The sequence below is a fragment of the Mesorhizobium sp. CA15 genome (assembly GCF_020165215.1).
Lineage (GTDB): Bacteria > Pseudomonadota > Alphaproteobacteria > Rhizobiales > Rhizobiaceae > Mesorhizobium.
On record NZ_JAIUHQ010000009.1, the window covers coordinates 1 to 12,077 of the forward strand.

10 protein-coding genes, 1 tRNA gene and 1 pseudogene are annotated in these 12,077 nt (G+C 63.4%); 7 read left to right on the forward strand and 5 right to left on the reverse strand.

Features of this window, described 5'->3' with window-relative positions; translation table 11 throughout:
• From LB515_RS16220 to LB515_RS16230, 3 genes and pseudogenes are all read right to left on the reverse strand, one after another.
• Positions 1-1,471, reverse strand: a pseudogene (locus tag LB515_RS16220) (hypothetical protein); the annotation flags it as partial.
• A gap of 615 nt (positions 1,472-2,086) precedes the next feature.
• Positions 2,087-2,160, reverse strand: a tRNA-Gln gene (locus LB515_RS16225).
• Between the two features lie 199 nt (positions 2,161-2,359).
• Entirely contained in the window at positions 2,360-3,292 is a 933-nt protein-coding gene (locus LB515_RS16230; protein WP_224708317.1) for a YbhN family protein, read from the reverse strand.
• A 262-nt stretch (positions 3,293-3,554) separates the two neighbouring features.
• Here LB515_RS16230 and LB515_RS16235 point away from each other — a divergent pair, with 262 nt between their 5' ends.
• Positions 3,555-4,904, forward strand: coding sequence for a Ppx/GppA phosphatase family protein (locus LB515_RS16235; RefSeq protein ID WP_224530774.1), 1,350 nt, complete (start codon positions 3,555-3,557; stop codon positions 4,902-4,904).
• Positions 4,904-5,599 carry an RlmE family RNA methyltransferase gene (locus LB515_RS16240; protein ID WP_095767720.1) on the forward strand — a complete coding sequence of 232 codons (696 nt, stop codon included), beginning with the start codon at positions 4,904-4,906 and terminating at the stop codon, positions 5,597-5,599. The genes LB515_RS16235 and LB515_RS16240 overlap by 1 nt, the downstream gene beginning before the upstream one ends.
• Before the next feature lie 115 nt (positions 5,600-5,714).
• On the opposite strand, the gene LB515_RS16245 is transcribed toward LB515_RS16240, so the two are convergent.
• Positions 5,715-7,136 (reverse strand): MFS transporter, encoded by a 1,422-nt coding sequence (locus tag LB515_RS16245; RefSeq protein ID WP_224530771.1) that lies wholly within the window; start codon positions 7,134-7,136, stop codon positions 5,715-5,717.
• A 211-nt stretch (positions 7,137-7,347) separates the two neighbouring features.
• Between LB515_RS16245 and LB515_RS16250 the strand changes: the two genes are divergently transcribed.
• The 5 genes from LB515_RS16250 (at position 7,348) to LB515_RS16270 (ending at position 10,696) form a co-directional block, all read left to right on the forward strand.
• Positions 7,348-7,593: a type II toxin-antitoxin system Phd/YefM family antitoxin gene (locus tag LB515_RS16250; RefSeq protein ID WP_095767718.1), complete on the forward strand. Its 246-nt coding sequence runs from the start codon at positions 7,348-7,350 to the stop codon at positions 7,591-7,593.
• Positions 7,590-8,039, forward strand: coding sequence for a PIN domain-containing protein (locus tag LB515_RS16255; protein ID WP_224530769.1), 450 nt, complete (start codon positions 7,590-7,592; stop codon positions 8,037-8,039). The genes LB515_RS16250 and LB515_RS16255 overlap by 4 nt, the downstream gene beginning before the upstream one ends.
• 132 nt (positions 8,040-8,171) lie before the next feature.
• Complete coding sequence (gene guaB, locus LB515_RS16260; RefSeq protein WP_095767716.1) at positions 8,172-9,674, forward strand: IMP dehydrogenase; 1,503 nt, start codon at positions 8,172-8,174, stop codon at positions 9,672-9,674.
• A 46-nt stretch (positions 9,675-9,720) separates the two neighbouring features.
• Positions 9,721-10,266, forward strand: coding sequence for a hypothetical protein (locus LB515_RS16265; RefSeq protein WP_224627035.1), 546 nt, complete (start codon positions 9,721-9,723; stop codon positions 10,264-10,266).
• A gap of 10 nt (positions 10,267-10,276) precedes the next feature.
• Positions 10,277-10,696 carry an MAPEG family protein gene (locus LB515_RS16270; protein WP_095767715.1) on the forward strand — a complete coding sequence of 140 codons (420 nt, stop codon included), beginning with the start codon at positions 10,277-10,279 and terminating at the stop codon, positions 10,694-10,696.
• A 204-nt stretch (positions 10,697-10,900) separates the two neighbouring features.
• Here the strand turns inward: LB515_RS16270 and rnd are convergent, their stop codons facing one another.
• A complete protein-coding gene (gene rnd / locus LB515_RS16275; RefSeq protein ID WP_224708318.1) occupies positions 10,901-12,052 on the reverse strand; it encodes a ribonuclease D in 1,152 nt (383 codons plus the stop codon).
• Positions 12,053-12,077: the final 25 nt, after the last annotated feature.

The following is a 12,077-nucleotide window of genomic DNA, read 5'->3' on the forward strand; positions in this document are numbered from 1 at the left end:
CGAGGTCCTCACGGGTCGATGCTGCGGAAGCGCGTTCTCGTGTCAGAGCCTGCGCCGTCTCGGCTGCGGTCTGCTCCGCACGCTCTTTTGCTTTGACAGCCTTGGCTCGCTCCTGTTCAGCCGCGTCGCGCTCGAGGCGGGCTTTATCGAGGTCCTCACGGGTCGATGCTGCGGAAGCGCGTTCTCGTGTCAGAGCCTGCGCCGTCTCGGCTGCGGTCTGCTCCACCCGTTCTCTCGCTGTGGCTGCACCGGTTCGTTCCCGCTCAGCCTTATCCGCGATCGCGGCCTTGGACAGTTCCATTGCGGCGAGGTCGCCGCGAAGGTCCTTCGACTTCCGGCGCTCGTCGTCAAGCACTCCGTTCACTTGCGCAAGCGAGGCCTTGGCACTGGCGCGGTCCTCGGCGGCCCTGGCCTCAAGCTGCGAAATTTGCGCCCGCGCTTGGGATAGGTCGCGGGCCATCAATTCAGTTCGCTGACGCTCCAGATGATCAGCCGGCATCTGCGTAACGACATAGTTGATGCTCTCGCCCAGCAGCCTGCGAGCATCTCCCGCAATGCGCTGCAATGCGTCATACGTGCGGGCTGCCGTGAGTTCGTTGCGCAAACGCTCCCCGTATGCGTCGTCGGCTGCTGCCATGCTTGTCCTCAGCGCATCGACCTGCTTGCGCGATTCCAAGAGCGCACTCTGCAGAGAGGCGCTTCTGGCGCGCTCTTCTTCCACAGCTCGGTGCTCCTGGCCGGCCAGATTCCTCGCGGCGGATGCCTGAGCACGAGCAGCCTCGACTTCAGCCTTGGCAGCCGCGAGATCCGGGCCAGGCGATGCGGCATTCGTACGCCCGTCGCCCTGGGCTGGTCCCTCCATATCCAATGCAGCACTCGCCGGAACCGCGAAGGATCGCGAAAGATCGGGCTGGGAGGGATTCTGGGCCTGCGAAATGGCGGGGGCGCTTTCGACCCAATTCTGTCTCGTCATCGTATAGCCAAGCGACACGGCCAGGCAGATCGTGGCGATGCCCAGGCCTGATACAAGACCGATAGGCCAGCGAACACGGGGAGGTGAGTCCGTAGCGCTGTTTGTCGGGGAAGCGAAGGGATTGGGCAGGTCGCCTGGCGAACTCTCATAAGCTTCGGAGATCATCTCGAAATGCTCGATTCGCACCCCGAACTGACGGTAGTTTGCATCCTGAGGCCGGGCATCCGCATCCGAGGATACGACAGCCTGAGAAGAACCAGGTCCGGTTGCAAGGTCGACCGGGCGTTCCCAGACCCAAGGAACCTCCTCGAGAGGAACAGGCTTGCATTCTTTCAGGTAGGCATTTGGTTTCGGGCGACTCCGCAGCACTGCGACAAGGGCATGCCAGAGCACAAGAAAGACGCCCGCCAGTACGAGTATCGCAATCCCGGCCAGGATGGCGAGATCTGTGTTATTCGTGTAAATTTCGGCAAGATGATTTGGCATCGTCGTGCCCATGTGGTCTTGGGTGCAATTTAAGTTCGCGAAGCGGTGTGTGGGTCTTCTCCCCGATGCTGGCTAAAGCTGCTGCTGCTCTCGAAGCTGTCACTGCTTCGGGCCTTCCAGTGCGGTGCGAATGTATTTGTTGCGTTGCGGAGCGCGGTCATGGGCCGGCAGAAGATGCCGGCGCAGAAGATGTGCGCTCGAACCGAAGCTCAAAGACACCGTGGCCGCCGGTTGTCGCCCGCCGCAAATGTCCCGAAAAGCCGACTCGCACCTCTCCATCGTCAATATCCCAAAAGTTCTCCCACGATGCTTTCCAATCCGCATTTTTGGGAGTCCGGACAGTCCATTCTGAACTCTAAGCTAGGTCATAGACCCTCACGGTCAACCACCTAGGCAGGACTTCCGGCCATGCAGAACGGCCATGCTGATGCCCGCTCTTCGCGCGGATCTGAGTCTCCGTTCAAACTCGATAGGCGCGTCGACAACGCCTTCTATGATCGAATGTCTGCACATTGGTCGAACAGACGCGTCTCCCGCGTGAAATCGCGGCACGGCGAAGCCGGAGAATCGTACATGGGGGACGCGAAAGAAGGTTGTGGAACCAAGTCGTCCACAGGACATCCAGTTTGGCTGGGGAACCTGGATTCGAACCAGGACTAACGGAGTCAGAGTCCGTGGGTCTACCGTTAACCTATTCCCCAGCAGGCGCGTCTGGTAGCGCGCGATGCGGGCGGCTCATGTGCCGCGAGCGCTGCCTTGTAGCCGCCATCCGAAAATAGTCAAGCCCGCAGCTGAGATCAACGCAGGCTTTTTGAACCTTTGTCCGATGCATGTCGTTCTCCCAAAGCCGTTCCGCACTTTGGGCGACATGCATTGGCTCTGCCGCCAGGCGCCGAAGGCTCAGCTCTCGCCTTTGCTGTATTGGGAATGCTCGAAATAGAGCACCACGCCAAGGCCGATCAGCAGCGGAATAATGAGATAGAACAGGCGGAACACCAGAAGCGCGGCGAGCACGCCGACCGGATCCATGTCCGAAAGCCCGGTGAGGAAGACGAATTCGAACACGCCGAGGGCGCCAGGCGCGTGCGACAGAAGCCCGATCGAGAACGACACCATGAACACGCCGAGCACCACGAAATAGCCGGGATTGCCGATCTCGGGCAGGGCAAAATAGATGATCGCCGCGGCCCCGAGCAGTTCGACCGGCCCAATCAGCAATTGCCGCGCCACGATCGGCAGCGCCGGATAGTGCAGCTGGAAGCTGCCTATCTTCAGCGGTCTCAGCCGCAGCCAACTGCCGAAGGCGTAGGCGCCGACAAGGATGAGCATGGCGAGCCCGGCGGCGAATGCGGCGCCGTGATGCGGCGCGCCCGTGAAACGGTCGATGATTTGGGGTTCCAGCAACAGCACGAGGCCGCCGAGGAAAACGCTGGACAGGATGAAGGTGAACCAGCAGATCGCCACTAGCACGCCGACCTCCTGGCCGGTCAGACCTCGCGTGCCGTAGGCGCGGTAACGGATGACCGCGCCGGAAAACACCGAGCCGCCGATATTGTGCGACACCGCGTAAGTGGTGAAGGAGCACAGCGTGACGAACAGCCACGATACTTTCTTGCCGATATGCAGCAGCGCGATGTGGTCGTAGCCGGCGAGCGAGGCATAGGCGACGACCGCGCTCAGTGCCGCGAGCACCCAGCCGCGCGGCGGGATGGCGGCAATGCCGGCCCAGACGTCGTCGAGCGAAACGCCGCGCAGTTCGTGGATGAGCAGCCAAAGCGAGAACGCCACGGCCGCGATGCCTATGACCGGCCAGAAATAGCGCCTCCAATTCATGGCGTCGTCATCATGCGTTGCAACTCATTGATTTTGATGTTGCCCAACCTTCGAACCTTCATTTCAGACATGCCTGATTGAAGCCGGCTATTCAACCGGCAAGACATTGCCCCAACGTGATCTGGCAAAATGCGACGTTTGCGAAATTCGGCCTCGCGCTCTTGGTGATTGTGAACTGCGCTGCTACTCTGTTGGCAACTTGAACAAATCGAGGTGCCTGCTGCGTCCGCTACCGGTTCGCGCGGCGCCGGAAGGAACTGAAGTGGAAGACCACGATACCGGCGCGGGCGCGTCGGCAGTGGGCATGTCCGGGGCATCGCCGACGCAATCGGCGGGCCCGCACACGGCGCGATTCAGCCGCCACGCGGGTGCGCACCAAAGACATGCCGGCCAGCGACAGATTGGCCTAAGCCAGGCCGACCAGCATGGCGATCAACCGAAAGGCAAGACGCGCAAGCGACGCAAGCGCAAGCGCGGCCGCAAGGTGTTCGCGCGTGACGAGAACGTCGCCGTGCCGCATGCCGCGCCTGCCGCCACGGCGACAAAACAGCCTCCGAGCGGGCTTTCGCCGGTTGAGCCAAGGCTGGCGGCCCCGCAGCGTCCGCCGCAACAGGAATTGCCTGTCTTCGCCGCGCTCGACCTCGGCACCAACAATTGCCGGCTGCTGGTCGCGGTGCCTGGCCGTCACGGCCAGTTCCGCGTCATTGACGCTTTCTCGCGCATCGTCAGGCTGGGCGAGGGGCTGACCGCCAGCGGTCGGCTCAGCCAAGCCGCGATGGATCGCGCGGTCGAGGCGCTGAAGGTCTGTGGCGAGAAGCTGCGCAACCGCAAGATCAGGAAAGCCAGGCTGATCGCCACCGAAGCCTGCCGTTCGGCCGCAAACGGTGTCGAGTTCCTGGATCGGGTCGAGCGCGAGGCCGGACTCAAGCTCGAGATCATCGACCGCCAGACCGAGGCCCGCCTTGCCGTTTCCGGTTGCGGCTCGCTGGTCGAGCGCGACACGCAAGGCGTGGTGCTGTTCGACATCGGCGGCGGCTCGTCGGAAATCGCGCTGATCGACCTGACCGGACGGCGCTCTCCGCGGCTCGCCAACCATATTGTCTCCTGGACCTCGCTGCCCGTCGGCGTGGTGTCGCTCGCCGAGCGCTTCGGCGGCCGCACGGTCACGCGCGAGACCTTTGCCGCCATGGTCGACGACGTGGCCGCGCGGTTGAAGGTCTTCGACGGCCGCGACCGGCTGGCACATGTGCTGGCAAGTCCCAATTTCCACCTGCTCGGCACCTCCGGCACGGTGACGACGCTGGCCGGCGTGCATCTCGATCTCGATCGCTACGACCGCCGCCGCGTCGATGGCCTCTGGATGGACCGCGACAGCGTCGACCGCATGATCGAGCGCCTGATCGGCTGGGATTTCCAGCAGCGCTGCGCCAACCCCTGCATCGGCGCCGACCGCGCCGACCTCGTGCTCGCCGGCTGCGCCATCCTGGAAGCGATCCGCGGTGTCTGGCCGTCCGAGCGCTTGCGCGTCGCCGACCGCGGCCTGCGCGAGGGGATCCTGAGCGAATTGATGGCTGATGACGGTGTCTGGCGCGATGGCGGGCGAGGCCGTTGATGGCTAGAAAACCGGATAAGCCGGGTTCCGCCGGCATTCGCGTCCTCAAGACCAGGATCAAGAAGAAGAGCGGCTTGAAGGAATCCTCGCGCCGCTGGCTCGAGCGCCACATGAACGATCCCTATGTGCAGCGCTCCAAGGCCGACGGCTACCGCTCGCGCGCCGCCTACAAGCTGATCGAGATCGACGACAAGCATCATCTGCTGAAGCCCGGCATGAAGGTCATCGACCTCGGCGCTGCGCCCGGCGGCTGGTGCCAGGTAGCGGCCGCGCGGACGAAGTCGACGGCGGAAAACCCACATGTCGTCGGCATCGACTATCTCGAGATGGCCGCGGTTCCGGGCGCCGTCATCCTGCAGATGGATTTCCTCGATCCCGACGCGCCGCAAAAACTTGCCGAGGCGCTCGGCGGCCGGCCGGATGTGGTGCTGTCCGATATGGCGGCACCCACGACCGGGCATCGCCGCACCGACCATCTGCGCACCATGCATCTGTGCGAAGTCGCGGCCGATTTCGCGTTGCACGTCCTGGAGCCCGGCGGACATTTCCTCGCCAAGACTTTTCAGGGCGGCGCCGAGAACGAGCTTTTGTCATTGCTGAAGCAGAATTTCCGATCCGTCCATCATGTGAAACCGCCGGCCTCGCGCGATGAATCGGTGGAGCTCTACCTGCTGGCGAAGGAGTTTAAAGGCTAGCGCCTTCTCCTTCTCCCCTTGTGGGAGAAGGTGGCCGCGAAGCGGCCGGATGAGGGGTGCTCCAGGGAAAGCCAGCGTCTCACTCCGCTGGAACACCCCTCATCCGTCTCGGCGCTCACTTCCCCGCGGTCCCCACCGTTTCCAGCGTCTTCGGCTTGGTCAGCCGGCCGTGGCCCGAGACCGCGTTGCCGGCCTCCGGCGCAAGCCGCATGAAGGTGATCGATGCCGCCGCCGAGACGGCTGCCACGATGAAGAAGGCGATGTGGAAATCCCGCAGGGTCAGCGGTCCGCCATGGATCGAGGTCGACACTTCGAGGACGCCGCCGGCCAGCGCCACGCCGAGCGCGATCGACAATTGCTGGAAAACCGCCGTGATCGGTGTCGCCTTGCTGGTGTCGGCGGGCGTGATCTCGGCATAGGAAAGCGCATTGACGCCGGTGAAGAACATCGAGCGGATGAAGCCGCCGACCAAAAGGATCGCCAGCATCAGGGCGTAAGGCGTCTGCGGCGTGAACAGGCCGTAGATGGCGATCGATGCGGCCGCGACAAGCGAGCCCCAGATCAGCACGCGGCGGAAGCCGGCGAGCCTGAAGATCAGCGCGGTCACGAACTTCATGCCGATGGCGCCGATCGCCGAGACGAAGGTGATCATGCCGGACTGGAAGGGCGTCAACCCGAAGCCGATCTGGAACATCAGCGGCAAAAGGAACGGCACCGCGCCGATGCCGATGCGAAACAGCGAGCCGCCGAGCACCGAGGACCGGAAAACCTGGTTGCGGAACAGCTCCAGCGCCAGCAGCGGATTCCTGGCGTGCCGCGCATGAAGGAGATAGAGCGCGCCCGAGACCACGCCGACTACAATGGTGATGAAGCCGGCCATCGGCGGCAGCGCCGGCAGGCTGACGACGGAAAGGCCGAAGACGATGCCGGAAGCGGCAAGGCCGGAGAGCACGAAGCCCGGGAAATCGAGCGGCGGCGTCTCGGCGGGCTCCGTCCTGGGCAGATAGCGGGTGGCGAGCCACATGCCGATAAAGCCGATTGGCACGTTGATCAGAAAAATCCAGTGCCAGGTGAAGTATGTGGTGATGAAGCCGCCGATCGGCGGGCCGACGAGCGGGCCGACCAGCGCCGGCACGGTCAGCCAGGACATCGCCGCGACCAGCTCGCTCTTGGGCGTGGCGCGCACCAGCACCAGGCGGCCGACCGGCGTCATCATCGCCCCGCCCATGCCTTGCAGGAAGCGCGACACAACGAAAGCCGGCAGTGAATTGGAAAACGCGCAGGCAACCGAGCCGGCGATGAAGACACCGATCGCAGCGCGAAAGACGTTCTTGGCGCCGAACCGGTCGGCCATCCAGCCGCTGATCGGAATGAAGATCGCCAGCGACACCAGATAAGCCGTCAGCGCCAGCTTCAGCGCGATCGGGCTCGTGTGGATGTCGACAGCGATCGCCGGCAGCGACGTCGCGATCACGGTCGAATCCATGTTCTCCATGAACAATGCGACCGCCAGTATGAGCGGGATGATGCGGTTCAAGGGAAACGCCCTGATCTGTCTTCGCGAATCTAGGCCCGGCTTGGGGGCGAACCGGTGCGACCGGGCGGTTATCACGCCTCGCCCCGGATGTCGCATTAAATTGCTGTCACTTTTGCGGGAGCGCAGTCCTGGTTGGCGTCACGGTACGCGGACTTGTCAAATGCAAGGCCGGCCGCTATGTAGTAATAATAACTACATTATAGGTGCAACCATGGACGAAACTGTTTCTGCAGCCGACGCCAATCGCAGATTCTCTCATATCCTGCGTGAAGTACGCGAGGGGCAGAGCTACGTCGTGACCAGCCATGGGCGGCCAGTGGCGCGGATCGTGCCTGCGGACAAGCACGAGGGCGTGGCCTCCCGGTCGCGCGCAGCTCTGCTGTCGCGACTCGAGAGGCAGCCGATCGTCAATGCAGGACGCTGGACTCGCGAGGATCTTTATGAGGATAACCCGTGAAGATCGCGCTGGATACCAACGTCCTTGCCTACGCGGAGGGCGTCAATGATCCTGAGAAGCGCGACCTCGCCCTCGAATTGCTACGGAACGTTCCGCAAGGCGCTGTGGTTGTTCCGGTCCAGGTGCTGGGTGAACTGTTCAATGTTCTGCTTCGCAAAGCTAGAAGGTCGCCCCAGGAGGCTCGCGATACACTGCTTAGCTGGCGCGACGCCTTCCCGGTTATTGAAACAACGCCGGAAGTGATGATGACGGCTGTCGATCTTGCTGCGGACCATCGTTTCGGCGTCTGGGATGCCGTCATTCTTTCCGCCGCTTCGCAAGCGGGTTGCCGGCTCCTTTTGTCAGAAGATCTTCAAGACGGTTTTACCTGGGGCGGCGTAACTGTCGTCAATCCTTTTGAGTTGCCGCGCCACGCTTTGCTCGATGCTCTTCTCGGCATCGAATAGGCCGTCTCGCAACGATCGGCTTTTCAACCGCGACAGGACGTGGTACCAGCCAGCGCCAATCCTGAAAGGGAAGAAGAGAGTCGGCGCTGGCCAATTGGCCCGGCGCCTTTTCCGCATTCAAAAGGACTGGCCATGGCAAAAATCATCGAAACGTCCACCGGCGCGCTGGCGCTGACTTTCGACGACGTGCTCTTGCAGCCCGGCCATTCCGAAGTCATGCCTGGCGAAACCGACATCCGCACCCGTATTGCCGGCGACATCGATCTCAACGTGCCGATCCTGTCGGCGGCCATGGACACCGTCACCGAGGCGCGGCTGGCGATCGCTATGGCGCAGGCCGGCGGCATCGGCGTCATCCACCGCAATTTCTCGCCGTCCGAACAGGCCGAGCAGGTCAGGCAGGTGAAGAAATTCGAATCCGGCATGGTGGTGAACCCAGTCACCATCGGCCCCGACGCCACGCTGGCCGATGCGCTGGCGCTGATGCGCACCTATTCGATTTCCGGCATTCCGGTGGTCGAAAATGGCGGCACCGGCGGCCACACGGTCGGCCGCCTCGTCGGCATCCTCACCAACCGCGACGTGCGCTTCGCCTCCGATCCGTCGCAGAAGGTCTACGAGCTGATGACGCGTGAGAACCTGATCACGGTCAAGGAGAATGTCGACCAGGACGAAGCCAAGCGTCTCCTTCACAAGCACCGCATCGAGAAGCTGGTAGTGGTCGACAGGAACGGCAATTGCGTCGGCCTGATCACCGTCAAGGACATCGAGAAGTCGCAGCTCAACCCGCACGCCACCAAGGACGCGCAGGGGCGCCTGCGCGCGGCGGCCGCCACCAGCGTCGGCGACGACGGGTTCGAGCGCGCCGAGCGCCTGATTGATGCCGGCGTCGATCTTTTGGTCATCGACACCGCGCATGGCCATTCGCAGCGCGTGCTGGATGCGGTGACGCGGGCGAAGAAACTGTCGAACTCCGTGCGCATCCTGGCCGGCAATGTCGCCACCGCCGAGGGCACGCAGGCGCTGATCGACGCTGGCGCCGACGCCGTCAAGGTCGGCATCGGCCCGGGTTCGATCTGCACCACCAGAATCGTCGCCGGTGTCGGTGTCCCGCAGCTGTCGGCAATCATGTCGGCGGTCGAGACGGCCAGCAGGGCCGGCGTCAGCGTCATCGCCGATGGCGGCATCAAATATTCAGGCGATCTCGCCAAGGCGCTCGCCGCCGGCGCAAGCGCGGCCATGATCGGTTCGCTGCTTGCCGGCACCGACGAGAGCCCCGGCGAGGTCTATCTCCACCAGGGCCGCTCCTTCAAAGCGTATCGGGGCATGGGTTCGGTCGGCGCCATGGCGCGCGGCTCGGCCGACCGCTACTTCCAGGCTGAAGTTCGCGACACGCTGAAGCTGGTTCCGGAGGGCATTGAAGGGCAGGTTCCCTATAAAGGACCTGTGGCTGGCGTGCTGCACCAGCTTGCAGGCGGCCTGAAAGCCGCTATGGGTTATGTGGGTGGACGTGATCTTGCAGATTTCCGCGAGCGCGCCACTTTTGTGCGCATATCCAACGCCGGACTTCGTGAAAGCCATGCCCATGACGTCACGATCACCCGCGAAAGCCCCAATTACCCGGGCGGAATTTGATCGGCAGACCGATCGGCCTGACCGCCGGCGGGGACTGTGGCGTGACTTGAGCGTGGCGGTGCTTCGGCTGTCGCGTCACGCGGCAGCGCTCTCCATCGCCTCGATTGCGCTGTTCCTCCTCATGACGGCGCTGGAGTTTCTCTATTTCCAGCGCTTGAGCGGCGGCCTGGCCTCACTCGACATGCGCGTCGCCGGCTTCACGCCCGACGAAGGCATGGCGTGGCTCACCGCGCTCGGCCGGCGCGGCGGCGAGATCATCATCGTCTGGCACTATCTGACCTTCGACCTTTTGTTCCCGGCGCTGCTGTCGCTGACGCTGGTGAGCCTTATCCTCGCCTTCGGGCGGCGACTCAGCACCTTCCGCGCCATGCCGGCGCAGCTGCAGGCCTTGTTCTCGCTGGTGCTGGTGGCTCCCTATGCGGTCGCCGACTACACCCAGAATTTTGCCATGGCGCGGCTGCTCTCCGATTTCCAGCTGGCCAATCCCGATTCGCTGGCCTTCGCCTCTTTGCTGACCGTCAGCAAATTCGCGCTGCTGGCGATCCCGGTCTTCGTCATCGCGGTCTTCGCGCTGGCCGGGCGGCGACGCTGAGGACAAGCAGATGCGCCAGACAGCCATCTTCTGGCCGATGCTGGCGCATGTGCTTCTGGTCTATGTCGTCTATCTGGTGATGTTCAAGCGGCGCTATCTCGCCGTGAAGTCCGGCGAAGCCAGGATCGGCCAGTACAAGGTCCGCTCAACCGAGCCGGCCTCGAGCGTCACCGTCGCCAACAACCTGATCAACCAGTTCGAGCTGCCGGTTCTCTTTCACGTGCTGTGCCTGGCGCTGTTCGTCACCAACGGCGTGAACTATCTGACGCTGGCGTTGATGTGGCTGTTCATAGTCACGCGCTATGTCCACGCCTGGGTGCATCTCGACAGAAACCATGTGCTGCACCGCAGCCGCGCCTTCTTCCTTGGCGCCGGCATACTTCTCATCGCCTGGATCTGGTTCGCGCTCCACCTGCTCGAGGTGGTGTGAGGCTTGCCTTTCCCTTCTCCCCCTGTGGGAGAAGGTGGCCGCGCAGCGGCCGGATGAAAGGTGTTCCAGTTTGACAGGGACTTAAGCCAGCGTTGGATGCCGCGATAGGAGATCGCCAGCGTTTCACTCCGCCGGAACACCCCTCATCCGTCTCGGCGCTGCGCGCCGATCCACCTTCTCCCACAAGGGGAGAAGGGAAAGCCGCTACAGCTCGAACAACGCGATCCGGCGCTTGTCGAATTTGATGCCGATCTCGCCGCGTACCAGCCTCAGCGCCTGCTCGCCGAAAACGGCGCGCCGCCAGCCCTGCAATGCCGCCACGTCGGCTTCGTCGCCCTCGGCGGCGATGCGGTCGATATCGTCGCTGGAGGCAAGCACCTTGGTGGCCACGCCTTCCTTCTCTGCGACGATCCTGAGCAGCACCTTGAGCAGTTCCGCCGCCGCACTCGACCCCTCCGGCGGCTGCACGCTTTTCGGCAGTTTCGGCATCGCGTCCTTGGGCAGCGCCAGCGCCGCGTTGACCGCGCCGAGCAGCGCGGTTGCCGTGGCGGAGCGTTCCCAGCCTTTCGGCGTGGTGCGCAGCTTGCCGAGCGCGGCCGCATCGCGCGGCGCCTGCTGGGCGATCTCATAGATCGCGTCGTCCTTGAGCACGCGGCCGCGCGGCACGTCGCGCTCGCGTGCCTCGCGCTCGCGCCAGGCCGCCACCGCCTGCACGATCGCCAGCTCCTGCGGTTTGCGCAGCCGCATCTTCAGCCTTTTCCAGGCATCTTCGGGATGCGGATCGTAGGTCTCGCGCGAGGTGAGGACATCCATCTCCTCGTTCAGCCAGTGGCCGCGATTCTCGCGCTTCAGCTCGGCGCTGAGATGCTGGTAGACCTCGATCAGGTGGGTGACGTCGGCAAGCGCGTATTCGAGCTGCTTGTCGGAGAGCGGCCGGTGCCGCCAGTCGGTGAAGCGCGAGGACTTGTCCAGCCGGGCTCCGGTGACCTTCTGCACGAGCTGGTCGTAGGAAACGCTGTCGCCGAAGCCGCAGACCATCGCCGCCACCTGGGTGTCGAACACCGGATGCGGCACCAGATCGCCGAGATGGACGATGATTTCGATGTCCTGGCGCGCCGCGTGAAAAACCTTCAGCACCGCTTCGTTGGCCATGAGCCGGAAAAACGGTTTCAGGTCGATGCCGGGCGATAACGGATCGATAAGCGCCTCAATCCCAGGCGCGGCGATCTGGATAAGGCAAAGGATCGGCCAGAAGGTTGTCTCGCGAATGAATTCGGTATCGACGGTAACGAATTCCGACTTTTCGAACGCTGCGACAACGCTCTCGAGTTCTTCTTGTGTGGTGATGACCTGCATCAAATCGCTTTTGGCACAATATTAG

Excerpts from the sequence above, each read along its gene's own strand:
- LB515_RS16250 (WP_095767718.1), top strand. The coding sequence starts at position 7,348 with ATGGACGAAACTGTTTCTGCAGCCGACGCCAATCGCAGATTCTCTCAT.
- LB515_RS16230 (WP_224708317.1), bottom strand. The coding sequence starts at position 3,292 with ATGAATTGGAGGCGCTATTTCTGGCCGGTCATAGGCATCGCGGCCGTG.
- guaB (WP_095767716.1), top strand. The coding sequence starts at position 8,172 with ATGGCAAAAATCATCGAAACGTCCACCGGCGCGCTGGCGCTGACTTTC.
- rnd (WP_224708318.1), bottom strand. The coding sequence starts at position 12,052 with ATGCAGGTCATCACCACACAAGAAGAACTCGAGAGCGTTGTCGCAGCG.
- LB515_RS16240 (WP_095767720.1), top strand. The coding sequence starts at position 4,904 with ATGGCTAGAAAACCGGATAAGCCGGGTTCCGCCGGCATTCGCGTCCTC.
- LB515_RS16270 (WP_095767715.1), top strand. The coding sequence starts at position 10,277 with ATGCGCCAGACAGCCATCTTCTGGCCGATGCTGGCGCATGTGCTTCTG.